Origin of the sequence: Haloferax sp. KTX1, assembly GCF_902410085.1 — an archaeon.
Lineage (GTDB): Archaea > Halobacteriota > Halobacteria > Halobacteriales > Haloferacaceae > Haloferax > Haloferax massiliensis.
The window spans coordinates 307,418-329,801 of the sequence record NZ_CABPRH010000001.1; the positions used below are offsets into that span (position 1 = coordinate 307,418).

Consider the following 22,384-nt stretch of genomic DNA (forward strand, 5'->3'; position numbering starts at 1 on the left):
CGAAGGGGTCGTGTATAACCGTGCCGAAACTCGTCTCTTCGCACACGCGAGACTACCTCGATACCCGACGCGTCGACGCGGCGAACCCGCCGCGCGGAAGGAAAGGGTTTTTCGACGGACGCGGCGGAACTGTTGACGATGGGACTGGAGGAGGAGATCGAAGATATCCGCGAGGAGATATCTAACACGCCGTACAACAAGTCGACCGAGGCGCACATCGGTCGGCTGAAGGCGAAACTCGCGGAACTGAAAGAGAAACTCGAAAACCAGAGTTCGGCAGGCGGCGGCCAAGGGTACGCCGTCGAGAAGACCGGCGACGCCACGGTCGCGCTCGTCGGCTTCCCCAGCGTCGGCAAATCGACGCTCATCAACGCGCTCACCAACGCCGACAGCGAGACCGGCGAGTACGAGTTCACCACGCTCAACGTGAACCCGGGGATGCTGAAGTACAGGGGCGCGAACATCCAGATACTCGACGTGCCCGGCCTCATCGAAGGGGCCGCGGGCGGTCGCGGCGGCGGCAAGGAGGTCCTTTCTGTCGTCCGCACCGCCGACCTCGTCGTGTTCCTGCTCTCGGTGTTCGAGATAGAGCGCTACGAGCGACTGCAACAGGAACTCTACAACAACAAGATTCGACTCGACACGTCGCCGCCGAGCCTCTCTATCAACAAGAAGGGCAAAGGCGGCATCAACGTGACCAAAAGCGACAGCGTCGACCTCGAAGAGGAGACCATCAAGGGCATCCTCCGCGAGCACGGCTTCGTCAACGCCGAGGTGACGCTCCGCGGCGAGACGACCATCGACGAACTCGTCGACGGCATCATGAAAAACCGGGTGTACCTGCCCTCTATCGTCGCCGTCAACAAGGCCGACCTCATCGACAAGGACTACCTCCCGACGGTCGAGGAGAACCTCCGCGAGGTCGGCCTCGACCCCGACGAGGTGACGTTCATCAGCGCCGAGGCCGAGAAGGGCCTCGACGCGCTCAAAGAGGAGATCTGGGACGCCCTCGGGCTCATCCGCATCTACATGGACAAACCCGGCCGCGGCGTCGACTACGACGAGCCGCTCGTCCTCCGCGAGGGCGACACCATCGACGACGCCATCCACGAACTCGGTGCCAAGCTCGACGAGCGGTTCCGGTTCGCCCGCGTCTCCGGGCCGAGCGCGAAACACGACGACCAGCAGGTCGGCCGCGACCACGTCCTCGCCGACGAGGACGTGCTCCGCATCATCGCCCAGCGGTGACGACCGACCCGGCGGCCCGGTCGGCGTCGACGTCGCCCGCGCGCCGCCCCCGCCAGCTACTCCTCGTCTTCGTCCTCGGTCTCGTTCCGTGGTCCGTCCAGACGTTCACCGCCGGGAGCGCCACGCTCCTGTTCCCGTGGGGTCTCGTCGGTCCCGCGACCGGGAGCGTGACGACCATCACCGACTTCTTCCTGCGCTTTACGATGGGACTTCCGGACTACATCCTCGTATGGCCGGTCGGCGTCGCCTGTTACCTCGTCGCGCTGGCGAGCGCGCTCTCGGGCGTCCTGTTCGGCCGCGAGGACGTTCGACTCACCGCGGCCGGACTCCTCCTCGCCGGCGTGACCCAGTTGGCGGTCGCCCGCGGCTTTTCGGTCCAGCCGGGTCGAACCGCGTGGCCGGTCGGCACCGTCCTCTTGTGGGCCGTGGCGGGGTTCCTGTATCGGTCACGCGCGGGCGAGCGCGATGCCGGCGGCTCCTCGCGCTGACCGACAGCACAACACCGAACGACGCCCGTGGCCTCGCTCAGTCGTCAGCCGCCGTCTTCGGTCGGTAGCTCCGACTCACCGCCTTCCACGTCCCGGTTTTGAACCGGTAGTAGTTCAGCACCGCCGGAATCGTCGTCTCGGCGAGGAACGCCAGATAGAGCCCGGTGAGCCCGAGCGAGGTGACAGAGCCGATGTAGGTGAGCGGAATCGACCCGAGGAACATCCCGACGAACTGGCTGCCGAACGTCCAGCGCGTGTCGCCGCTGGCGTCGAGCGGGCCCGCGGAGCCGCCGGAGACGCCCTGTAAGATGACGGCGAGGCAGGCGACGTAGACGAGGTCGATAGCGATGGGGACCGCCGGGGCGGCCGGGTCGTCCACGAACCCGAGGACGATGGGCCGGGCGAACACCGCCACGAGCGCCGCGGAGATGAGGTACGTGGCGACGGCGTATCGGATGACCTCGTTGCCGTAGGCCTCGGCGGTCCGTTCGTCGTCCTTGCCCAACGCCTGCCCGACGAGGCTCGACGACGCCAGCCCGAAGCCCCAGCCGGGGGTGTTCATGAGCCCCCAGATGCGGCGGACGATGACGAACGCGGCGACCACGTCCGGGCCGAAGCTGTCGAGGATGGCGAGCATCGGGAACTCGGCGGCGGTCCAGACGAGGCTTCGACCCATGACCGGGACGCCGATTTTGACGAGGTCGCGTATCGTCTCGGTGTCGAGGAAGGGGCCGAACGGGTCGACGACGACGGGGAACGCGCCGACGCCGGGGAGCGACCCCCGCGAGAGGCCGACCGCGAACGCGCCGGTGACGACGACGTTCGAGAGGACGGTCCCGAGCGCCGCGCCCTCGACGCCGAGGTCGAGGCCGAAGATGAGCACCGCGTTGAGTGCGATGTTGATGACCGCCCCGCTCGCGCGGAGAATCATCGCGGTGTACGCGTCGTCGGTGCCGACGAGGACGCGGCTCCCGATGAGGTTCAAGCCGGCGAAGGGGACGCCGAGACCGACGATTCGGAGGTAGGCCGCCCCGAGTTCGATGGCTCCTTGGTCGCTGCTCAGGACGGAGATGAGCTCGGTGGGGAACAGCCAGAAGACGGCCGTGACGGGGAGCGTGGCGACGACGGTCAACAGCGCGCTCGACCGGACCGCGAGCCCCAATTCGTCCATCGCGTCCGCGCCGAAGCGCTGGGAGACGAGCGCGATGGTCCCGCCCGCGATGCCGCCGCCGAGCGCGAAGGCCAGTCCCCAGTACGGCCCGGCGAACCCGACGCCGGTGATGGCGACGGTCCCGGACGCGATACCGACCATCGCCACGTCGACGGCGTTCTTCGACATCCGGGCGATGCCGGTGACGATGCGCGGCCACGAGAGGTCGGCGATGCGGACGGCGCGCTCGCGGTCGAGGAGACCGACCCGGGCGAGCGCCAGCCCGATGCCGAGGATGAGGAGGCGAACGGGGTTGGGGACCGGAAACACTGCTGAACCGTACCTTCGGGGAGTACTTATGCACCACGCAACGGACCGAAAGTTCCGGTAGACGGCGTGTGACAACCATCGACGGTCGGTTCCGCGTTCGGTACGTTTTTCGCCGGCGCGACACATCTGTCGGATATGTCCGGAACCCTCGACCACGTGATGATTCGCGTCGAAGACCTCGAGGAGTCGCTCGACTGGTACACGACCCACCTCGGCTACGAGGAGAAGGGTCGCTGGGAGGCCGACACGTTCACCAACGTCTACCTCGGCCCCGAGGACCTCCACGAGGAGGGCGCGGTCCTCGAACTCACCTACAACCACGGCGACAACACCTACGAGATGGGCGACGCGTGGGGTCACATCGCGGTCCGCGTCCCCGAGGACGAACTCGAATCCTCCTACCAGCAGCTCATGGACGAGGGCGTCGAGGACTACCGCGACCCCGAGTCCTGCGGCGGTCGCTACGCGTTCGTCAAGGACCCCGACGGCCACGAGGTCGAAATCGTCAAGCGCGACCACGGCGCGAAGTGGAGCCTCGACCACACCATGATTCGCGTCGAGGACGCCGACGAGGCGCTCGGCTTCTGGACCCGCAAGTTCGGCTACGAGCACACCGGCCGCTGGGAGTCCGACACCTTCGCGAACTACTTCATGAAGCCCGAGGGCGCGGCCGAAGAGGCGATGGCCGTCGAACTCACCTACAACTACGACGGCCGGAGCTACGAGATGGGCGACGCGTGGGGCCACCTCGCGGTCAGCGCCGACGACCTCCACGAGTACTGGGAGACGCTCATGGAGCGCGAGGCCGACGACTACCGCGACCCCGAATCGTGCGACGACATGTTCGCGTTCACGAAGGACCCCGACGGCCACGAGATCGAAGTCATCCCGGCCGACTTCGAGTCGCCGGAATAATCCGCCTCGGTCCTGACACCCCGGCGTCCCGATTTTTCATCGCTGCCGACTGTCCGCACAGCGGCGGTGCCGTGAGTTCGGGCCGCCGGGCTGCACCGGAAGTCGGCGCACGGAACGACAAGGGATTTAATCGGTCCACCGCATCCAATACGTATGCCCGGTCTCCTCTCCGACGTCCTCGCGTGGGTGGCCATCGGAACCTTCGTCGCCGGCGCGGTCGCAAACGGGCGGGACCGCGAACTCGGGCGACGGGTGATGACTGCCGCGTGGGTGCTGTTCGCGCTCTTCTGGCTCCAGCTCATCCCGCATTTCACGCTCGTCCACAAGAGCTACATCGAGGGCTTATTGACCATCGCGGCCGTCCCGGCGTCGCTGTACGCCGGCTGGCTCCTCTACAACGGCCGCGACTCGCTGTTCGTCCTCTCGCGCGCCGTCGCCGCCATGGGCGTGGTCTACCTCCCGTTCGAGACGATTCCCGCGTTTACGCTCCTCGGGGCGACCGTCCCCGCGCCTCGCGGCGTCCTCATGGAGACCGTCGCGGCACAGACGCGCTTCCTCACCGAGTTGCTCGGCTATTCGCCGCAGCTGATTCTCGGTGATCAGGGGTATCTGAACACGTTCCTGTGGATGCAGGGCTCTCACCGAATCGAAATCTCCGTCGTCCTCGCCTGCACCGGACTCGGGAGCATCGCCATCTTCGTCGGCCTCATCGCCGCCGTCGAGGCCCCGATGCGACGGAAGCTTCGCGGCCTCGCCATCGCCGTCCCCATCATCTACGCGCTGAATCTGCTTCGGACGACGTTCATCTCCATCTCGGTCGGCAACCAGTACTTCCAGCTGTTCGTCGACGAAATCCTGTTTCTCTTCGGCTCGTCGGACCCGTACATGGTGTCGTTTTTCATCTCCGACCGCATCATCAGCCAGGCGCTCGCGGTCGTCGCGCTCGTCGGCATCACCTACCTCGTCGTCCACGAAGTGCCGGAACTGCTCACCGTCATCGAGGACGTGCTCTACATGGTGACCGGCGAGGAGTACGACCTCAAAAGCGAGTTAGGGCTCGACGGGCGGGCGTAACCGGCTCGCTTTTCTCCCGTCGTCTCCCGGTCAGTCGTCGTCGAACCCCTCTCCCGCTCAGCTCTCGTCGAACAGTTCCTCGGGCGCACCGCCGAGCGCCGAGAGCGCGTCGGCTTCGACGTGGTGGACCTCGCCGGGGATGACGAGCATGTGGAGCGGGTCGCCGAACTCGCGCTCCGCGAGCGCCGAGAGGCGGTCGGCGGCGACGACGGGCTCCGGGCTCCCGGCCCGGCAGACCGCCACGCCGAGGGCGTCGCCGTCCCAGTGTTCGGCGAACAACTCGGCCGCGTAGTCGGCGGTCATGTACTGGTCGCCGTCGACCTCGACGCCGCGGCGACCCTCCCAGTCGACCTTGATGTCGAGGTAGACGAGCGTGTGTAAGCCGAGGTCGCGGTTCGCTTCGAGGGAGTCGACGACGCTTTTCGGCACCGGGTCGCCGCCGTGGACGTACGGAAACGGGAGCGTGACGGCCTTCCCGAAGCGGTAGTTCTGAAGCCCCGTCAGGCCGCTGGCGGCCGATTGGGCGGTTACGCCGTGAATGAGATGCGTCTCGATGCCGCGGTCTTCCGCGCGGAGTCGGAGGTCGACGTGCGTGGTCGAAATCATCGTGTCCCCGGCGGTGAGGAACGCGACGTGTTCGTCTTCCGCGGCGTCGAGTATCGCCCCGGGGTCCTGTTCGACGCCGGCGCGGTCCCGGACCTCGATGTCGATGCCGTGGTACGCTTCGAGTTCCTCGACGGTCGCGCCGACGAGGTGACTCGTGTAGAACTCCGCGAACGCGCGGTCGGCGTCCGCGAGCGCCTCGCGCCCCTCGACGGTGACGGAGCGCTCGTCGTACAGGCCGAGTCCGATGAACGTGAGCATGCCCGTGTTCTGTCGCCGCCGGTGATAAGCGGCGTGACCTCCGGCGCGTCGGCCGATACCCATTGCGTGAGATTACCCAACACACTATTGTAGTTTGCCGGAAAATATTACCTCCGTATGTCAACGGATAGTCGTACACTAGAGACGGAGCTGTTCGGGCGGCCGGTGCGGTTCGACTACTCGGAGCGCTGGGTCGGCTACTCGCTGTTCCTGCTCAGAGTTGTGATGGGGTGGACGCTGTTCCAAGGCGGCGTCACGAAGCTCGTGACCTACCTGGATGCGGACCCCTCGAACAACTGGACCGCGGCGGGCTTTCTCGCCAACGGAATCCCCGAGGGGAACCCCCTGATGGGCCTGTGGGGTTCGATGGCCGGCAGCCCCCTCATCGACATGCTGAACATGTGGGGGTTGACGCTGGCCGGGCTGGCGATTATCCTCGGCGCGTTCGTCCGCTTCAGCGCCTTTTGGGGCGCGATTATGATGCTGTTCTACTGGGCGGCGGCGCTCGAAGGCGGCATTCTCGCCGGCCTGCCGCTGGCCCACGGCTGGGTCGTCGACGACCACATCGTCTACGCGGTGCTGCTGTTCGGCCTCGGCGCGTTCGGCGCGGGCCGCATCCTCGGCGTCGACGCCTACCTGGAGAACATGGAGTTCGTGCGGCGCAACCGGTGGATGAGCCTCGTCATGGGCTGATTCCCCGCACCGGCGACCGCTTTTTCACCGTCCTCCGCGGACGGACCCGACGGAACTATCTCGCCTCCCGTGTTCCGTTCGACTGATGTCGACTCCTCGTGCGACGGTTTCTTGCCCGACGTGCGGACTCGAAGAGCGCTTTTCGAAGCTCGCCGACGCGCGCCTCCGAATCGAGGCGCACCGCGCGGAGACGGGACACGACCCCGACTGGGAGTTGGGTCGGTTCCCGCCCGGTGTGGAGCGGATGGGCGACGAGGCGGGCGTCTGCGGCGTGAACGTCGATGGAGACCGCTGAGCGTGTGCTGACCGTCGAGCCGCCTCAGGGGTCGAGTCGGCGGATATGAGCGTCATAACAATACGACATTCCCCCGAACGAGAGGGTATGTGGTGTGAACGCTGCGGACGAGACACGACGGTCCGAAGGCACGCGATAGACGAGTTCACGGGACTCCTCTGTAGCGACTGTCGCGCAGTGTGGAATCGGTTCACGTCGGTGTAATCGGCGGACTCGATTCGGTCGCTCTCCCAGCGGATGCCGCGATAGACCCGGTAGCTACTTTTTCGCTCGCTCGATAGCTCCGCCCGATGGTCGACGGAACACGAGTCGCGGCCGTGGACGAGGTCCCCGAAAACGGGTCGTATCTGTTCACCGCGGCGGACGCGTACTCGCGGACGAAGGAGCTCATTCTCGTTCGGTGCGACGACGAGCCGGGCATCGAAGCGTGGCCGAACACCTGCACCCACGAGAACCAGCGGTTCGACCGCGGGACCGGCGCGGCGATGCGCGACGGCGAGATTATCTGTCCGAAACACGGGTCGATGTTCGACGCCTGTTCCGGCGCGTGCGACAACGGCGAGGCGGCGGGAACCAGCCTCCCCGACGTGGATATCGCGGTCGTCGACGGCGGCGTCTTCCTGACCGACGACGACTACACCTATCTCTCCGCGGGCGCGGCGCGAGAGGACGAAGACGACGAGGAAGACGACGACGACATCCCGAGTTCGACGTCGCACATCGGGTTCTGAGCCGATTCCGCGACGGCCCGGCGTCTCCGCGCCGTCGCCAACGGCGGTGTACTGGTCGCCTACTGGTCAGCGCCGTCCTCGTCGAGGAACCCGTGATACGGGCAGACGAACTCGTCGCGGATGAGCTGTTCGTCGACGATGTCGAGTCCGACTTCGTCGAGCTCTTCGCTGATGCGATTGAGGTCGTCGTGGTCCCTCCCGATGGCGTTGACGTACACGTTCCGCTCGCCGGTCATTATCTCTCGAACCGCGGTCACGCCGTGGACGTCGCGCGCCCGGTTCGCCAACGCGGAGCGCTCCGGGACGGGCGCGGTACAGATTATCTTCGTGTACAGCGGGTAGCCCGCGAGGTCGTAGTCGATGTCGACGTGGTAGCCGCGAACGATGCCGGTGTCTTCGAGCCTGTTGAGCCGCGTTCTGACGGTGCTCGACGAGAGACCGAGCTTCTCCGCGATGTCGCTGGACGACGTTCCTCGGGCGTCCTGCTGGAGATAGTAGAGGATGCGCCTGTCTACCGAGTCTAACTCGCCGTCTTTCATGCGTGGCCTATGCTGGACGCGGTGCGACTATGAGTCTGTTCCATGCGTCGTGTCCGTGTCCGGCAGCGGTCCCCGACGCGCTGACTGGTCGCCCAGAATATAATGACGTATTGATTTCTGTAGGAGATTTATTTGACGACCCGTCAAAATAATACGCTAGTTTAAGCACTTCCGTCACGGAAGGGAGTGTACACACGGCCGGAGCCAACTCCGGTCCACCACACTCAGCACACATGACGTCGAATCACTCCGTCGCAGACGAGCGACTCACGGACTGTGAACAGCGTACGTACTACGTCTTGGGCGGCGGACACCTCGGCACCGCCGTCGCCCGGCACCTGCGAGCGGACGGCCGCGCCGTCCGCGTGGTCGACGAGCTTCACGATCGGTCGGACACCGACGGGGTTCGCGGCGACCCGGCGGACGTCCGAACTCTGACGGAAGCCGACGTCGCGGCCGCGTCGACGGTCGTCGTGGCCACGGCGTCGGACAGCCGGAACCTGCTTATCGCACAGCTCGTTCGCGCCCGCTTCGACGTCGAGCACGTCGTCGTGTTGGTCAACACGCCGGACCGTTTCGAGATGTTCGCCGACGCCGGCCACCAGCCGGTCTGTGCGACGTCCGTCCTGTCCGGCACGCTCGCGGGGGCCGTATGAAGGAGTTGGAACGCGACCTCGGACTGCCGTCGGTCTTCGCGATAAGCATCGGTGCGATGATCGGCAGCGGTATCTTCATCCTGCCCGCGCTGGCGCTCGAAGTCGCGGGACCGGCGGTGATAGTCGCGTACGCCCTCGCGGGCCTGCTCGTCGTGCCGGCCGCCCTGTCGAAGTCCGAGATGGCGACCGCCATGCCGAAAGCCGGCGGGACGTACATCTACATCGAACGGGGGATGGGTCCGTTGCTCGGGACCGTCGCCGGCGTCGGCACGTGGTTCTCCCTGTCGTTCAAGGGCGCGCTCGCGCTCGTCGGCGGCGTCCCGTACCTGCTTCTCCTGTTCGACCTCCCGCTCCAGCCCGTCGCGTTGGGACTCGCGGCCGTGTTGATACTCGTCAACGTCGTCGGCGCGAAGCAGACGGGTCGCCTGCAGGTCGCCATCGTCGTCGTCATGCTGGCCGCCCTCGGCTGGTTCGCCGCGGGGAGCGCCCCCAGCGTCCAGCAGGCCAACTACGCCGGCTTCTTCGACGCGGGTCTCGGCGGTCTCCTCGCCGCGACCGGCCTGGTGTTCGTCTCCTACGCGGGCGTGACGAAGGTCGCGAGCATCGCCGAGGAGGTCGAGAACCCCGGCCGGAACATCCCGCTCGGCATCCTCGGGTCGCTCGCGTTCACCACGGTGCTGTACGTCGCTATCGTGGCGGTCTTGGTCGGCGTGACGGACCCCGGGAGCGTCGCCGGGTCGCTCACGCCGATGGCGGTCGCCGCCGAGTCGACGCTCGGCCAAGCCGGCGTGGTCGTGGTCATCCTCGCGGCCATCCTCGCGCTCGTCTCGACGGCCAACGCGGGCGTGCTCTCCTCGTCGCGGTACCCCTTCGCCATGAGTCGGGACAAGCTCGCGCCGCCGTCGTTCTCGGCGGTGAGCGACCGGTTCGGGACGCCCGTCGCCTCGATTACGCTCACCGGCGCGGTGCTGTTGGTGCTCATCGCGTTCGTCCCGATTCTCGACATCGCCAAGCTCGCCAGCGCCTTCCAGATTCTGGTGTTCGGCCTCATCAACGTGGCCGTCGTCGCCTTCCGCGAGGGGAACGCGGAGTACGACCCCGAGTTCACCTCGCCGCTCTACCCGTGGGTGCAGGCGTTCGGCGTCGTCACCGCGGCGCTCCTGTTGACGCAGATGGGCTCGACCGCCCTGCTCGGGGCCGTCGTCATCACGCTCGGGAGCGTCGTCTGGTACGTGCTCTACGCCCGGCCGCGGGTGCGCCGCGAGGGCGTCGTCACGGACGCCGTTCGCCGGCAAGTCGGACAGAGCGCGCTCAGCCGAACGGAGTCGGCGATGGACGAGACGCCTCGTGAAGTCCTCGTCGCGCTCACGAAGGACCTCGACGACAGGCGCGAGCGGTCGCTCGTCGGCGTCGCCGCCGACCTCGTGCGCCCCGACGACGGCCGCGTCGTCGTCGTCCGATTCGAGGAGGTCCCCGACCAGGTCCCGCTCACCGAAGACGCCGCGGCGCAGTCGCCCGCGGACCGCTCGTACGAGGCGCGAATCGAGGCGCTCGCGGCGGAACTGGACGTCGACATCGAGGCGGACGAAATCGTGAGCCACGACACGAAACACGCGGTGGTCAACTTCGCGGGCGGCCGCGGGGTCGACGCCGTCGTGGCCGAACACGAGCCGCTTCGGCTCCGCTCGCGGCTGTTCGGCGACCCAATCGACTGGGTCGTCCGCCACGCTCCCTGCGACGTGCTCTTGGTCGATAACCTCGGCTACGACAGTCCGGAACGGGTCGTGCTCTCCGGAGACGGCGGGCCGTACCCGCCGCGGGCGGTCAGCGTCGCGGCGGCCGTCGCCGCCGCCAACGCGAGTGAACTGTTGCTCCAGCACCCGCCGAACCCGGAGATGACCGAACAGCACGAACGGACGGTCGACGAGTATCAGGCCGACCTCTCGAACCTGCTTTCGGTCCCGGTTCGCTCCGCGTCGCTCAGAGCGGACGGCGGGCGACCGACTCGCCCCGACGTGGTGGTCCGTCGCGCCCCCGACCGCGGGCTTCGGAACGTCCGCTTCGCCGACCGACCGACCGCTCCGAGCCCGCGGTGTACGACGATAACCGTCTACCCGCACGGCTCGCGCCGACCGGGATTCGCGCAGCGACTGCTCGAACGGCTGACGTTCTAACCACGCCACGGCGTTTGGGCCGGCGAGGCCGCGGCGTCGGGTTCGGTCGGAGAGATCGGCGTCAGGACGGCGGCTCATCCGCGAGTTCGATGGTGACGGTGGCCTCGCCGTCCACGTTTTCGAGTCGCTCGGTTCCCGACTCGATGTGGCCGAGTTTGACGAGTCCGGACGCGTAGCCGAACTCCCGATAGAATATCGCGAGGTTCCCCCACGGCGCGTAGTAGGTGATGTCCCCGACCTCGGGGTCGACGCCGTCGGGGGCGTCCTCGGTGGACAGCCGACGCGGGAGGTCGCACACTTTCTCCGTGGCCTCGTAGTCGCGGAGTGTCGCGGTGAGCGGCAAAAGAGTGCGGAAGTCCCGACTCGTCGCATTGTCGAGTAAGGTGGCCTTGAGCACCGTGTCGCCGACGGTTATCCGTATCTCCATGTCTGACTGTTCTGCGACTGCGTTATTGATTGTTCACGCGAGTCCGACTAGAGCCAGCCGGCGTTGTCGACCTGTAGGACCTGCCCGGAGACCGCCTTGCCCATGTCGCTCGCCAGGTAGAGCGCGGCGTTCGCCTGGTCGAGCGGTTCCGTCTCCGGAACGTCCAGATTGACGTACTTCTCCGTGACGTCCATCATCGTGTCGTCGCCCTCTTGCTCGCCGCTCTTCCACGCTCTCGCGGCCTCGGTGTCGGTCACGCCGGGCGCGATGGCGTTACAGCGGATGCCGGTGCCGGCGAACCGCATGGCCAGGTGCTTCGTCATCGTGTTCACTGCACCCTTGCTCGTGGTGTAGGAGACGCCGTTGACGGGCGTGTTGCCGTTCACCGACGACACGTTGATGATGACGCCCTCGTCCCGCGGGATGAAGTGCTGGACCGCCTCGCGGGCGTGGCGGAAGACGCCGAAGAGATTGACCCCGAGGACGTCTTCGAAGTGCTCGTCGGTCGTGTTCTCGATGCTGACCATCTCGCCGAAGCCGGCGTTGTTGACCATGATATCCACCTGGCCGAACGCGTCGATCGCCTCGTCGAACACCCGCTCGGGCGACTCGGGATCGGCGGCGTCGGCGACGACGCCAATCGCTTCGTGTCCCTCGGCCGTGATTCCGCTCACCGTCTCGTTCAGCGTGTCCTCGCTGCGGGCGGTGAGGACGACCGACGCGCCTTCCTCGGCGAAGAGTTCGGCGATAGCCTTCCCGATTCCCTTGCTCGCACCCGTGACGACTGCCGTCTTCCCGTCCAGAAGGTTGGCCGTTGATTCTGCTGACATCGACTAGAACGAGGCGAGTGAACAGGATGAGAATGATGCTATTCCTAATGGAGGTTTATATGTGGTTTTGGGAACCCGTACAGGATTGAAACCTCCTCGGCGGGTCTGAGGCCGTCGTAGTCGCCGACTGTCTCGGACGCCTTCTTCACGCTCTCGGTGCTTCGGTGCAGGCAGTCGCCGCCGTCGCCGTAACCACTATCTCGGTGGGGTCAAACAGACTGTTGCTCATCGGGGAACTCCCGAGGGTACTCCTTGTATTCCCGAGCGACGGCGTCGGAGCGCCCGAGTCGAAGTGACTCCAGTTTGTAATCCGAACCAAACGGACGTAGCGCGAGGTACACGAGGTGCTCGACGAGTTAGTTCGCTGAAAAAGCCGGTGGAGGATATTGTGAACCTCGGTCGCAAATCTTCGATTTGCTCCCTGCTTCAAATGCCTCCACGCAGGGCTCTTCGTCTCACTTCGTTCGACAGAAAGAGCCGGTGGAGGGATTTGAACCCTCGGCCTATTCCTTACGAAGGAATCGCTCTGCCAGCTGAGCTACACCGGCGCGGTGGGCTTTCGAACGCATTCTTCCGTACCCCGGTTACGTAATTAAGACTTGCGAATCAGCCCGGTGTCTGCCGTTCGGCACCAGCCCGCTCACGCCCGCTTCGTCAGGCGAACGTCGAGACAGACGTTGTACTCGTGGGGGGCGTACGACCGGACGACGTGCTCGGTCACGACCTCGACCTCGTAGGTCGGTTCGGCGGCGGCGCGGACGGCGGCGAGTCCCGGGCCGAACGGGTCGTCCTCGTGTTGGATGTCGTAGAGGTGAATCACGCAGTCGTCGCCCGCGAGGCGGACGGCGGTGTCGAGGAAGTCGTCGGCGCTGTGCGGGAGGTTCATGATGAGCCGGTCGGCCCAGCCCTCGTAGTCGGCGGCGACCTCGCGCACGTCGCCGTGAATCGCGGTGAGTCGGTCGGCCACGTCGTTGCGGTCGGCGTTCTCGCGGAGGTACGCGACGGCCGCCTCGTTGAGGTCGCAGGCGACGACCTCCGCGCCCGCGGCGGCGGCCGGGACGGCGAACGGGCCGACGCCGGCGAACATGTCGAAGACGCGCTCGCCCTCGCGGACCGCCTCGACGACGCGGTGGCGCTCGGTCGCCAGCCGAGGCGAGAAGTAGACGGTGTCGATGTCGAGGCGGAACTCGTGGCCGTACTCGCGGTGGACCGTCTCGGTCGAGTCGCCGACGAGCACGTCCCAGTCGCGGACGCGGAGTTCGCCTTTGACCTTCGAGGCGCGGTTGACGACCGTCTCGGCCTTGAGGTCGGAGGCGACGATGGCGTCGGCGATGTCGCGGGCGCGGTCGGGGTCGTCCTCGTCGAGGATGACGACGTCGCCGAGGCGCTCGTAGGAGGGTTCGAAGCCGAGCAGGTCGGCGGGCGTGGTCTGGGTCTCGCGGGCGGGGGGTTCGTAGTCGACGACCGCCAAGTCGTCGGGGACGGCGTCGGCGTCGACGACGGGGATGTAGAGCGTCCCCTCGGAGACGGTAATCTCGTGGTCGTGGTCGAGCAGGCCGGCGTCGGCGAGGCGTCGGCGCGCCGCCTCGCCCGACTCGCGGGGCACGCGGACGCAGGGGACGTTCATATCTCCACCACTGCGCGGTCCCGAGTAAGGGTGACGCTTCGCCGCAGGCCTCCGCGGACGCCGCGAGGACCACCTTCCGGCGGGCGCGCCGCTCGCGGTGCTCGGCGTTCGGCGTTCGGCGTTCGAAAAATTCGGGTTCCTCGGTTCGCTCCCTGTTCGCCCCCCGGTTCACCGTGTGTTCCGGGTGGCGACCCGCCCCCGAGTCACACCTCGACGTGTTCGTGGTCGATGCCGAGGAACGATTCCGCGGTCTCGACCCAGTCGGCGAACGTTCGAGCCCCCTCGTCTCGCTCGTGGGGGTAGACGGCCTCGATGTCGTCGCCCCGGAAGACGATGCCCAGCGTCCGCGGGAGGACGACCGCGTCGTGTTCGGGGCCCATCCGCCCCGAGCCGACCGTCGCCTTATCGTCGAGCGTCGGGAGCGCGACCCCTTCCGTTCGCGCCCAGTGCCGACACTCGGCGAGTCGCTCGCGCACGACGGCGTCTCGCTTCGTCGGTGCGAGGTCGGACTCCACGTCCACGTTCCGACCCCACGTGCGGACGCACACGTCGTCGACGACCCCCCCGTCGGCGAGACGTTCGAGTCGGACGATCAGCGCTTGGTGTTCCTCGCCGAGGCCGTCCCGAATCGGCCGTATCCACAGTTCCACCCTCCGTTCGCCGTCGGTCTGCATGCTCCTCACCACCCGCTAGAGGGTACGGTCGGACCGAGAATAAGCCGAACTCATTCTTCCCACCCGCCGGGAATCGGGAACGCGAGCGAGCGCGTCGCGGCGGGTGAGTGGTCGGTGCGGAGTGCGATGTGGGTGGCCGGGGCGAGTTCGGTTTTATTCGCCCGGAGCGCGTCTGTGACGACATGTTCGACCACATCCTCGTCCCCACCGACGGGAGCGCCCACGCGACCCGCGCGGCCGAGTACGCCGTCGACCTCGCGGCGACTTACGGGGCCGCCCTGCACGTCCTCTACGTCGTCGACGTTCGAACCGGCCACGCGGACGCCCCCGTCGACGACGACGATTCGCGGACGCGCGGGGAGACGGCGGTCGGCGACGTCGCCGCCCGCGCCGCCGACCGCGACGTGCCCGTCGAGACGGAGATTCGCGTCGGCCTGCCGCACGAGACCATCATCGACTACGGCGAGGAGCGCGACATCGACCTCGTGGTGATGGGCACCCACGGGACGAGCGGGCTGGAGCGATACCTGCTCGGGAGCGTCGCCGAGCGGGTCGTCAGGCTCTCGGACGTCCCGGTGCTGTGCGTGCCGCCGGTGACGGACGACGAGTGATTCGGCAGGAACGACGGTCGACCGCGGAACGACCCACGGGGCCGCGAGCGCGGCCGTCAGCGAACGACCATCACGCTCATGGGCGCGCGCCCGGCGACCAACTCGGCGACGCTCCCGAAAAGCAGGTCCGTCTCGCCGGCGCGGCCGTGGCCGCCGAGGTAGACCGCGTCGACGCCCTTCCGGCGCGCGTAATCGACGATGGTCCGCGCGGGGTCGCCGCGGAGCGTCTCGGTCCCGAGTTCGACCCCGCTCCCGTCGGCCAGCGCCGCGAGCTCCTCGAAGATTCCGTCCGCGAGCTCCTGCGCCCGCTCGTACCACTCCTCGGAGCCGTGGAGCGGTTCCGTGCTGATGTCCGCGTCGAACGGGGCGCTGTAGCCCGGGTCGGCCGGGTTGATGACGTGCAGGGCGAGGACCGTCGAGTCGGCGTGCGCGAGGGCCTGTTCGAACGCGCGCTTCGACAGCGGGGAGCCGTCGACGGCGACGAGAATCGTTTCCATAACGAATATTACTACGCTTTCTTGGCACAAAAGCACTCGCGGGAGCGGCGGGGCGGCGTCGCCGGTTCCGGGGGCGGCTCGGCGGGGTCGCGGGGCGCGCCGGGCTTTTCCCCGCGGCGCGCGAGTACTCACCCGTGTTATCCGTCCCCGAACTGTTCGAATCGCGGCGGGACCGGTGGCGGACGCTCGCGCTCGCCGCCGTCGTCGTGGCCGTCGTCGCGCTCGTCGGAACGACGCTCGTCGACCGCTTCCCGTTTCTCGCCGACCCGGCGGCGTTGCGGACGTGGCTCCTCGGATTCGGGGCGCTCGCCCCCCTCGCGTTCGTCGGCGTGCAGATCGCGCAGGTCATCGTCGCGCCCATCCCCGGACAGGCCCTCGGGTTCGCCAGTGGCTACCTGTTCGGCGCGCTCTGGGGGACAGTCTACAGCATGGTCGGCATCGTCCTCGGGACGGCGCTCGCGGTCGCTCTCGCGCGCGGGCTCGGCCGTCCGTACGTCGAGCGCGTCATCACGCCCGACGCGCTCTCGGTGTTCGACGACGCGATGGAGACCCACGGGCTCGCCGTCCTCTTTTTGGTCTTCCTCGTTCCCGGCCTCCCGGACGACGCCGTCTGCTTCGCAGCCGGTCTCACCGACATCCCGGTTCGGAGGGTCGTCCTCGTCGCGGCCGTGGGTCGGCTCCCCGGTTTCCTGCTCGTGAACCTCGCGGGCGCGGCCGCCGCCGACGGCAACGCCGAACTCACCGCGGTGTTCGTCGGCGCGCTGCTCGCGGCGTCGGTCCTCGGCTACCTCTACCGCGACCGACTCATGGGCGCGCTCGGGTCGCTCACGGAGCGAACAGCCGGTCGTTGAGCCACACCAGACACAGGTTCGCGGCGAGGAACGGGACGAACGCGCCCGCGACCCAGCCCCACTCGGTCAGGCCGAGCGGGACGACGCCGAAGAGGTCGGCGACCGGCGTGTAAAGCAGTGCGAGGTGGAGCGCGAGCGACAGGCCGACCGCGCCGAGGAGCCACGGGTTCGAGAGCGGCGACAGCCGGTAGCGGAGCCGCACCGACTGCGTGCGGACCAGCTCGGCGGTGACGAGGAACGTGAACAGCACCGTCTGGGCGACGACGAGGTCGCCGGAGCGAGACAGCGCGTAGAAGAACACGCCCAGTCCGGTCGCGGTGAGCGCGGCACCGATACCGAGAATCGAGGCGACGGTCCGGCGGTCGAGGACGCCTTCGTCACGCGGGCGCGGCGGTCTGCGCATCACGTCGTTCGACTTGGGGTCCGCGCCGAGCGCGAGCGCGGGGAAGCCGTCGGTGACGAGGTTGAGCCACAGGAGCGCGACGGGCGTGATGACGAGCGCCGACTCGGACGCGAACACCTCGGGGAACAGCGCGGCCCCGAGGAGCGTCCCGAGGAAGACGACGAGCACCTCGCCGGCGTTCGCCGACAGCAGGTAGTTGACGAACTTGCGGATGTTGTCGAAGATGCCGCGGCCCTCCGCGATGGCGTCGCGGATGGTGACGAAGTTGTCGTCGCGGAGCACCACGTCCGACGCGCCCTGTGCGACCTGCGTCCCGCGGTCGCCCATGGCGATACCCACGTCGGCGTTGCCGAGCGCCGGCGCGTCGTTGACGCCGTCGCCGGTCATCGCCACCGTGTAGCCCGCGTCCTGGAGCGCCCGGAGGATGCGGACCTTGTGCTCCGGCGCGACGCGGGCGAACACGTTCGTCTCCTCGACGACCCGGCCGAGTTCCTCATCGTCCATCGCGGCCACCTCGGTCCCGGTGACGACCGAGTCGCCGTCGATGCCGACCTCGCGGGCGATGGCGCGGGCCGTCCGCGGGGTGTCGCCGGTCGCCATCGTCACCCGAATCCCGGCGTCGCGGCAGTCGGCGACCGCCTCGGCGACGCGCTCGCGAGCCGGGTCGGTCATGCCCTGGAGCCCGAGGAAGACGAGCCCCGATTCGAGCGTCTCGTCGTCGGCGTCGGGGTCGACGCCGGGCGCGTAGGCGAACCCGAGCACGCGGAGCGCGTCGTCGGCGAAGGCGGTCACGGTCGCTTCGACGCGCTCGCGGCGCTCGTCGGTGAGCGGCTCGATTCCGCCGTCGACGAGGACGCGGTCGCACCGCGCGACAATCTCCTCGGGCGCGCCCTTCACGAGCGCGACGGGGCCGCCGCCGGGCGCGTCGAACGCATCGACGACGACCGACATGCGCTTTCGCTCGGAGGTGAAGGGGACCTCGCGGAGCCTGTCGTCGGGGTCGCGCGAGCCGTCGAGGCCCGCGTCGGCGGCGGCGGTCACGAGCGCGACTTCGGTGGGGTCGCCGCGGTGGTCGCCGCCGTCGAGCTCTTTGGTGTCGTTACAGCGGGCCCCGCAGGACAGAAGCGCCGCGAGCGCCGGGTCCGGGTCCCGCAGGACCGCGGCTGTCGAGTCGAGTCCGGTCGAGCTATCGCCCTCCTCAGAGTTGGCCCCGGCCGACCCCGAGCCACCGTCCAGTTCGACCGTCCGGTCGTCGGGGAGCCACGCGCGGGTGACGGTCATGCGGTTTTCGGTCAGCGTGCCGGTCTTGTCGGTGACGATGTAGTCGACCGCGCCGAGGCTCTCGACGACCGCGAGGTTGCGGACGAGCGCGTTGCGTTCCATGAGCGTCCGCGACCCGAGCGCGAGGGTGAGCGTGACGACAGCCGGGAGGCCCTCGGGGACGGCCGCGACGGCGAGCGTGACGGCGACGAGGAGGACGACCACCGGGTCGGTCGCGGTGAGAAACAGCTGGACCGCCGCGATGAGCAGGATGAGCGCGACGATGCCGACGCCGATGCGGCGGCCGAGGCGGTCCACCTCGATTTCGAACGGCGTCTCGCGCTGGCGGGCCTGCCCGAGTTGGTCGGCGATGCCCCCGAGTTCGGTGTCCATCGCGGTGGCGACGACGACGGCCTCCGCGCGGCCCCTGACCACGGTGGTCCCGGCGTGGAGGACGCTCCCCCGGTCGGCCAGCGCCGCGTCGGCCGCGACCGGTTCGGCCGCCTTGTCCACCGGGACGCTCTCGCCGGTCAGCGTCGACTCGTCAGCGCGGCAGTCGGCCGCGGTGAGGATGCGGGCGTCGGCGGGGACGGCGTCGCCCGCTTCGAGGACGACCACGTCGCCCGGCACGACGTCGGTCGCGGGGACCGCCCGAATCGACCCGCCGCGGCGGACCGTCGCCTCCGGCGTCGCCATCTCCCGGAGCGACGCGAGCGCCTGCTCGGCGCGGTAGTCCTGCACGAAGCCGAACAGGCCGTTTCCGAGGAGGATGAGCAGGATGAGCGCCGCGTCGGTGTAGCCCGGGTCGCGACCCGGCAGGAGGCCGACGGCCAGCGAGAGCCCGGCGGCGACGAAAAGCAGGAGGATGAGCGGCCCGGTGAACTGCGAGACGAGGAGCGAAAGCGGCGAGACGCCCTCCTCGTCGGCGAGTTCGTTCGGACCGTGTTCGTCGAGTCGGCGGGCCGCGTCGTCGGCGTCGAGGCCGTCGCGGCTCGACCCGAGTCGCTCCAGCGCCGCCCCGCCTTCGAGCGCGTGCCACGGGACGCCCTCGCGTCCGCTCGCTTCCTCGGCCTCCCGACGCGCGGTTGCCTGCTCGTACACGGTTCGTCCGAACGACACGAGCCGACGTATGTCCACCGGCGATTTTCACCCCGCCGCAGTCGGCGGTACGATGAATACCGTTCGGGCCGCACGTTCGACCATGTGTGTGGTGTGTCAGCGTGTCTAATCGGGTGGCGGCATCGAGCGAGAGCGTCTGTCCGTACTGCGGCGTCGGCTGCGGCATCCGCTACGACGCCGACCGCGGGAGCGCCGCGGGATGGAACGGCCCCGTCAACACGCGGGGAGAACTCTGTCCGAAGGGGGCTTCGGCGTGGGACGTGGTCGAACACGACGAGCGGCTGACCACCCCGCTGGTGCGAGTGAACGGCCGGCTCGTCGAGGCGACGTGGGACGAGGCGTTCGACCGCATCGAACGCGAGTTCTCGCGCGTCGTCGCGGACCACGGTCCCGACTCGCTTTTCTTCTTCTCGTCGTCGAACTGCACGAACGAGGAGAACTACCTGCTCCAGAAGGCGGCGCGGGCGCTCGGGACGAACAACGTCGACAACTGCGCGCGGCTCTGTCACGCCTCGACGGTCGCGGCGATGGGCGACCGCTTCGGCGCGGGGGCGATGACGAACTCGCTTTCGGACCTCGGCGAGGCCGACGTGTTCCTCGTGACCGGCGCGAACCCCGCCGAACAGCACCCGGTCATCTTCCGGTCGTACCTGTTGCCGGCGCTCAAGTCGGGGACGACGATGATTCACGTCGACCCCCGCGAGAACCAGACGACGAAGGCGGCGGACGTCCACCTCCCGGTGAAGCCGGGGTTCGACATCCCGCTTCTCAACGCGATGGCCGCCGTCATCGTCGAGGAGGGACTGGTCGACGAGGCGTTCGTCGCCGAGCGCACCACGGGGTTCGAGGCGCTCCGCGAGCACCTCTCGGGGCTCGATATCGACGCGGAAGCCGAGCGCGCCGGCGTCGACCCCGACGACCTCCGCGCGGCCGCGAGAGCCTACGGCGAGGCCGGCCGCGCGGCCGTCTTCACCGGGATGGGGATGAGCCAGCACCACTGCGGCACCGACAACGTGCAGGCGCTCATCAACCTCCCGCTCCTGACCGGCAACGTCGGCAAGGCGGGGACCGGCGTCAACCCGCTCCGCGGGCAGAACAACGTGCAGGGCGCGGGCGACGTGGGCGCGCTTCCGAACGTCCTGCCGGGCTACCGGCCCGTCACCGACGACGACGCCCGCGCCGCCGTCGCCGACGCGTGGGGGTTCGAACCGCCCGCCCTGCCGGGACTCACGGAGGTCGAAGCGACCCACCGCTTCGGCGACGAGGTGCGGGCGGCCTACGTCTTCGGCGAGAACCCCGCCGTGACCGAACCGAACGCGAACCGCGTCCGCGAGGCGTTCGAATCCCTCGACTTCTGCGTCGTCCACGACGTGTTCTCGACCGAGACGGTCGAATTCGCGGACGTGGTGCTCCCGGGAAGCGTCTGGGCCGAGAAGTCGGGGACGGTGACGAACACCGACCGACAGGTCATCAGGATGAACCGGAACGTCGCGCCGCCGGGCGACGCCCGCGCCGACCTCGATATCCTCCGGGAGTTCGCCGCCCGCGTGGCCGGGGTCGACGCGCCCGCGACACCCGAGGGCGTCTTCGAGGAACTCCGGCGGGTGACGCCCATCTACGCCGGAATGTCGTACGACGGCATCGGCGCGGGAAGCCAGCGCTGGCCGTTCCCCGAGGGCGCGACCGAGGGGACCGCCGTCCTCCACGCCGACGCGTTCGAGTCGGGGTCGAAGACCGCTCCGTTCCGGATTGTCGAACACGTGGACCCGGCGGACCCCGTCGGCGACAGCGAGCTCGTCCTCGTGACGGGGCGGGTCCTCCAGCACTTCAACAGCGGCGCGCTCACCCGACGCTCGGGCGTGCTGATGCGGATGCGCAGCGAGGACAGCCTGCAGATACACCCCGACGACGCCGCCGCTCGCGGCATCGAAGACGGGGCGACCGTCCGCGTCGAGAACGACCGCGGGGAGGTCACGGTGGCGGCCGAGGTGACGCCCGCCGTCCGCCGCGGGACCGTCTTCGCCACGTTCCACTACGTCGACCCGCTCGTGAACCGGCTGACCGGCGACGCGCTCGACCCGGTGGCGAAGATTCCCGAGTACAAACACAGCGCCGTCCGCGTGACGGTCGCGTCGGTGGAGGGCGGCCGATGACCGAGGACCCGTCTGCGCCCCCCGCGTCGCTCCCGACGCTCGCCGACGCCCTCGGCATCGGCCCGGACGACCTCGTCTGCGCTGTCGGCGCCGTCGGCGCGGGCGGCAAACAGTCGCTTCTCTCCCACCTCGCCCGCGACCTCGACGGCGTGCTCACGAGCACCGTCCGCATCTCCGTCTTCGACGACGAGGTGGCCGAGGTGGTCGTCACCGATGCCCCCGAGACCGCCGTTGCCGAGACGCCGACCCGGCCGCTGGGCGTCGTCCGGGAGCGCGAGCGCCCCGACCGCTACCGCGGTTACGACCCGGCGACGGTCGACCGAATCGCCCGCGCCACCGACGACGAGGTGCTCGTCAAGGCAGACGGGGCGCGCTCGCGCTGGCTGAAAGCGCCCGGCGAGGACGAGCCGCAACTCCCGGACACGGCCGACCTCGTCTGCCCGGTCGCCAGCGTCCGGGTGGTGGGCGAACCGCTCACCGACGAGCGCGTCCACCGGCCGGAACTCGTCTCCGACGTGTCGGGGACGGCCGTCGGCGACGCGATATCCGAGTGGGACGTGGCCGCCGTGCTGGCGAACGACCGCGGCGGGATGAAAGACGTGCCAGAGACGGCGCGGGTCGTCCCGGTCCTCGACATGGTGGACGACGAGCGACTGGCCGAGACGGCCGACGAAATCGCCGGGTGGCTCTGCGAGCATCCCCGCGTGGAGCGCGTGGTGGCGACGTCGCTCGCCGCCGACGAGCCGGTCGTCGGGTTCTACTGACACCCCGCGGG

At 68.5% G+C, this 22,384-nt stretch carries 23 protein-coding genes and 1 tRNA gene; 13 read left to right on the top strand and 11 right to left on the bottom strand.

Going from position 1 to position 22,384, the window contains the following annotated elements; all coding sequences use genetic code 11:
* Positions 1-138: 138 nt before the first annotated feature.
* Positions 139-1,248, top strand: a complete 1,110-nt coding sequence (locus tag FY251_RS01555; RefSeq protein WP_148413149.1) for a GTP-binding protein — start codon at positions 139-141, stop codon at positions 1,246-1,248.
* Complete coding sequence (locus FY251_RS01560; RefSeq protein WP_148413150.1) at positions 1,245-1,736, top strand: TIGR04206 family protein; 492 nt, start codon at positions 1,245-1,247, stop codon at positions 1,734-1,736. Before FY251_RS01555 ends, FY251_RS01560 begins: the two co-directional genes overlap by 4 nt.
* A gap of 37 nt (positions 1,737-1,773) precedes the next feature.
* Here the strand turns inward: FY251_RS01560 and FY251_RS01565 are convergent, their stop codons facing one another.
* On the bottom strand, positions 1,774-3,216 hold the full coding sequence (locus FY251_RS01565) for an MATE family efflux transporter (protein ID WP_148413151.1): 1,443 nt from the start codon (positions 3,214-3,216) through the stop codon (positions 1,774-1,776).
* 135 nt (positions 3,217-3,351) lie between these two features.
* Here FY251_RS01565 and FY251_RS01570 point away from each other — a divergent pair, with 135 nt between their 5' ends.
* Together FY251_RS01570 and artA are read left to right on the top strand one after the other, a co-directional pair.
* Positions 3,352-4,131, top strand: a complete 780-nt coding sequence (locus FY251_RS01570; RefSeq protein WP_148413152.1) for a VOC family protein — start codon at positions 3,352-3,354, stop codon at positions 4,129-4,131.
* Between the two features lie 153 nt (positions 4,132-4,284).
* The gene (artA, locus tag FY251_RS01575) at positions 4,285-5,205 is read left to right on the top strand and encodes an archaeosortase A (protein ID WP_148413153.1); all 921 of its coding nucleotides are present in this window, start codon (positions 4,285-4,287) and stop codon (positions 5,203-5,205) included.
* A 57-nt stretch (positions 5,206-5,262) separates the two neighbouring features.
* On the opposite strand, the gene dph5 is transcribed toward artA, so the two are convergent.
* Positions 5,263-6,069 carry a diphthine synthase gene (gene dph5, locus FY251_RS01580; protein WP_148413154.1) on the bottom strand — a complete coding sequence of 269 codons (807 nt, stop codon included), beginning with the start codon at positions 6,067-6,069 and terminating at the stop codon, positions 5,263-5,265.
* A gap of 117 nt (positions 6,070-6,186) precedes the next feature.
* Here dph5 and FY251_RS01585 point away from each other — a divergent pair, with 117 nt between their 5' ends.
* The 3 genes from FY251_RS01585 (at position 6,187) to FY251_RS01595 (ending at position 7,788) form a co-directional block, all read left to right on the top strand.
* Positions 6,187-6,762, top strand: coding sequence for a DoxX family protein (locus tag FY251_RS01585; protein ID WP_148413155.1), 576 nt, complete (start codon positions 6,187-6,189; stop codon positions 6,760-6,762).
* Positions 6,763-6,847: 85 nt separating this feature from the next.
* Positions 6,848-7,057, top strand: coding sequence for a hypothetical protein (locus FY251_RS01590; protein ID WP_148413156.1), 210 nt, complete (start codon positions 6,848-6,850; stop codon positions 7,055-7,057).
* Between the two features lie 290 nt (positions 7,058-7,347).
* Positions 7,348-7,788 carry a Rieske (2Fe-2S) protein gene (locus FY251_RS01595; protein ID WP_148413157.1) on the top strand — a complete coding sequence of 147 codons (441 nt, stop codon included), beginning with the start codon at positions 7,348-7,350 and terminating at the stop codon, positions 7,786-7,788.
* Between the two features lie 59 nt (positions 7,789-7,847).
* On the opposite strand, the gene FY251_RS01600 is transcribed toward FY251_RS01595, so the two are convergent.
* Complete coding sequence (locus FY251_RS01600; RefSeq protein ID WP_148413158.1) at positions 7,848-8,327, bottom strand: Lrp/AsnC family transcriptional regulator; 480 nt, start codon at positions 8,325-8,327, stop codon at positions 7,848-7,850.
* Between the two features lie 233 nt (positions 8,328-8,560).
* Here FY251_RS01600 and FY251_RS01605 point away from each other — a divergent pair, with 233 nt between their 5' ends.
* Positions 8,561-8,983, top strand: coding sequence for an NAD-binding protein (locus FY251_RS01605; RefSeq protein ID WP_148413159.1), 423 nt, complete (start codon positions 8,561-8,563; stop codon positions 8,981-8,983).
* The gene (locus tag FY251_RS01610) at positions 8,980-11,157 is read left to right on the top strand and encodes an amino acid permease (protein WP_148413160.1); all 2,178 of its coding nucleotides are present in this window, start codon (positions 8,980-8,982) and stop codon (positions 11,155-11,157) included. Before FY251_RS01605 ends, FY251_RS01610 begins: the two co-directional genes overlap by 4 nt.
* A gap of 61 nt (positions 11,158-11,218) precedes the next feature.
* Here FY251_RS01610 and FY251_RS01615 read toward each other — a convergent pair whose 3' ends face one another.
* The 6 genes from FY251_RS01615 to FY251_RS22375 all read right to left on the bottom strand — a co-directional run bounded on the left by FY251_RS01615 (position 11,219) and on the right by FY251_RS22375 (position 14,909).
* The gene (locus tag FY251_RS01615; RefSeq protein ID WP_148413161.1) at positions 11,219-11,584 is read right to left on the bottom strand and encodes a cyclophilin-like fold protein; all 366 of its coding nucleotides are present in this window, start codon (positions 11,582-11,584) and stop codon (positions 11,219-11,221) included.
* A gap of 47 nt (positions 11,585-11,631) precedes the next feature.
* The gene (locus FY251_RS01620) at positions 11,632-12,414 is read right to left on the bottom strand and encodes an SDR family NAD(P)-dependent oxidoreductase (protein ID WP_148413162.1); all 783 of its coding nucleotides are present in this window, start codon (positions 12,412-12,414) and stop codon (positions 11,632-11,634) included.
* Positions 12,415-12,889: 475 nt separating this feature from the next.
* Positions 12,890-12,962, bottom strand: a tRNA-Thr gene (locus tag FY251_RS01625).
* 92 nt (positions 12,963-13,054) lie between these two features.
* Positions 13,055-14,041, bottom strand: a complete 987-nt coding sequence (locus FY251_RS01630) for a class I SAM-dependent methyltransferase family protein (RefSeq protein ID WP_148413163.1) — start codon at positions 14,039-14,041, stop codon at positions 13,055-13,057.
* A gap of 203 nt (positions 14,042-14,244) precedes the next feature.
* On the bottom strand, positions 14,245-14,715 hold the full coding sequence (locus tag FY251_RS01635; protein WP_148413164.1) for an HTH domain-containing protein: 471 nt from the start codon (positions 14,713-14,715) through the stop codon (positions 14,245-14,247).
* Positions 14,716-14,765: 50 nt separating this feature from the next.
* Entirely contained in the window at positions 14,766-14,909 is a 144-nt protein-coding gene (locus FY251_RS22375; RefSeq protein ID WP_187367315.1) for a hypothetical protein, read from the bottom strand.
* Between FY251_RS22375 and FY251_RS01640 the strand changes: the two genes are divergently transcribed.
* The gene (locus tag FY251_RS01640; protein ID WP_148413165.1) at positions 14,898-15,326 is read left to right on the top strand and encodes a universal stress protein; all 429 of its coding nucleotides are present in this window, start codon (positions 14,898-14,900) and stop codon (positions 15,324-15,326) included. The two genes, FY251_RS22375 and FY251_RS01640, sit on opposite strands and share 12 nt — an antisense overlap.
* Before the next feature lie 56 nt (positions 15,327-15,382).
* Here the strand turns inward: FY251_RS01640 and FY251_RS01645 are convergent, their stop codons facing one another.
* A complete protein-coding gene (locus tag FY251_RS01645; protein ID WP_148413166.1) occupies positions 15,383-15,823 on the bottom strand; it encodes a universal stress protein in 441 nt (146 codons plus the stop codon).
* Positions 15,824-15,957: 134 nt separating this feature from the next.
* Here FY251_RS01645 and FY251_RS01650 point away from each other — a divergent pair, with 134 nt between their 5' ends.
* Positions 15,958-16,674: a TVP38/TMEM64 family protein gene (locus FY251_RS01650; protein ID WP_148413167.1), complete on the top strand. Its 717-nt coding sequence runs from the start codon at positions 15,958-15,960 to the stop codon at positions 16,672-16,674.
* Here the strand turns inward: FY251_RS01650 and FY251_RS01655 are convergent.
* Positions 16,649-19,474, bottom strand: coding sequence for a cation-transporting P-type ATPase (locus FY251_RS01655; protein WP_148413168.1), 2,826 nt, complete (start codon positions 19,472-19,474; stop codon positions 16,649-16,651). The two genes, FY251_RS01650 and FY251_RS01655, sit on opposite strands and share 26 nt — an antisense overlap.
* A gap of 95 nt (positions 19,475-19,569) precedes the next feature.
* On the opposite strand from FY251_RS01655, the gene fdhF reads away from it, so the two are divergent.
* Together fdhF and yqeC are read left to right on the top strand one after the other, a co-directional pair.
* A complete protein-coding gene (fdhF, locus tag FY251_RS01660) occupies positions 19,570-21,609 on the top strand; it encodes a formate dehydrogenase subunit alpha (RefSeq protein ID WP_148413169.1) in 2,040 nt (679 codons plus the stop codon).
* Entirely contained in the window at positions 21,606-22,373 is a 768-nt protein-coding gene (yqeC, locus tag FY251_RS01665; RefSeq protein ID WP_148413170.1) for a selenium cofactor biosynthesis protein YqeC, read from the top strand. Before fdhF ends, yqeC begins: the two co-directional genes overlap by 4 nt.
* The last annotated feature ends 11 nt before the right edge of the window (positions 22,374-22,384 follow it).

Coding starts and splice junctions, on each gene's coding strand:
- FY251_RS01645 (WP_148413166.1), bottom strand. CDS start 15,823: ATGGAAACGATTCTCGTCGCCGTCGACGGCTCCCCGCTGTCGAAGCGC.
- FY251_RS01640 (WP_148413165.1), top strand. CDS start 14,898: ATGTTCGACCACATCCTCGTCCCCACCGACGGGAGCGCCCACGCGACC.
- FY251_RS01595 (WP_148413157.1), top strand. CDS start 7,348: ATGGTCGACGGAACACGAGTCGCGGCCGTGGACGAGGTCCCCGAAAAC.
- FY251_RS01555 (WP_148413149.1), top strand. CDS start 139: ATGGGACTGGAGGAGGAGATCGAAGATATCCGCGAGGAGATATCTAAC.
- FY251_RS01635 (WP_148413164.1), bottom strand. CDS start 14,715: ATGCAGACCGACGGCGAACGGAGGGTGGAACTGTGGATACGGCCGATT.
- FY251_RS01620 (WP_148413162.1), bottom strand. CDS start 12,414: ATGTCAGCAGAATCAACGGCCAACCTTCTGGACGGGAAGACGGCAGTC.
- FY251_RS01615 (WP_148413161.1), bottom strand. CDS start 11,584: ATGGAGATACGGATAACCGTCGGCGACACGGTGCTCAAGGCCACCTTA.
- FY251_RS01585 (WP_148413155.1), top strand. CDS start 6,187: ATGTCAACGGATAGTCGTACACTAGAGACGGAGCTGTTCGGGCGGCCG.
- FY251_RS01590 (WP_148413156.1), top strand. CDS start 6,848: ATGTCGACTCCTCGTGCGACGGTTTCTTGCCCGACGTGCGGACTCGAA.
- FY251_RS01630 (WP_148413163.1), bottom strand. CDS start 14,041: ATGAACGTCCCCTGCGTCCGCGTGCCCCGCGAGTCGGGCGAGGCGGCG.
- FY251_RS01605 (WP_148413159.1), top strand. CDS start 8,561: ATGACGTCGAATCACTCCGTCGCAGACGAGCGACTCACGGACTGTGAA.
- FY251_RS01610 (WP_148413160.1), top strand. CDS start 8,980: ATGAAGGAGTTGGAACGCGACCTCGGACTGCCGTCGGTCTTCGCGATA.
- yqeC (WP_148413170.1), top strand. CDS start 21,606: ATGACCGAGGACCCGTCTGCGCCCCCCGCGTCGCTCCCGACGCTCGCC.
- FY251_RS01600 (WP_148413158.1), bottom strand. CDS start 8,327: ATGAAAGACGGCGAGTTAGACTCGGTAGACAGGCGCATCCTCTACTAT.
- artA (WP_148413153.1), top strand. CDS start 4,285: ATGCCCGGTCTCCTCTCCGACGTCCTCGCGTGGGTGGCCATCGGAACC.
- FY251_RS01570 (WP_148413152.1), top strand. CDS start 3,352: ATGTCCGGAACCCTCGACCACGTGATGATTCGCGTCGAAGACCTCGAG.
- dph5 (WP_148413154.1), bottom strand. CDS start 6,069: ATGCTCACGTTCATCGGACTCGGCCTGTACGACGAGCGCTCCGTCACC.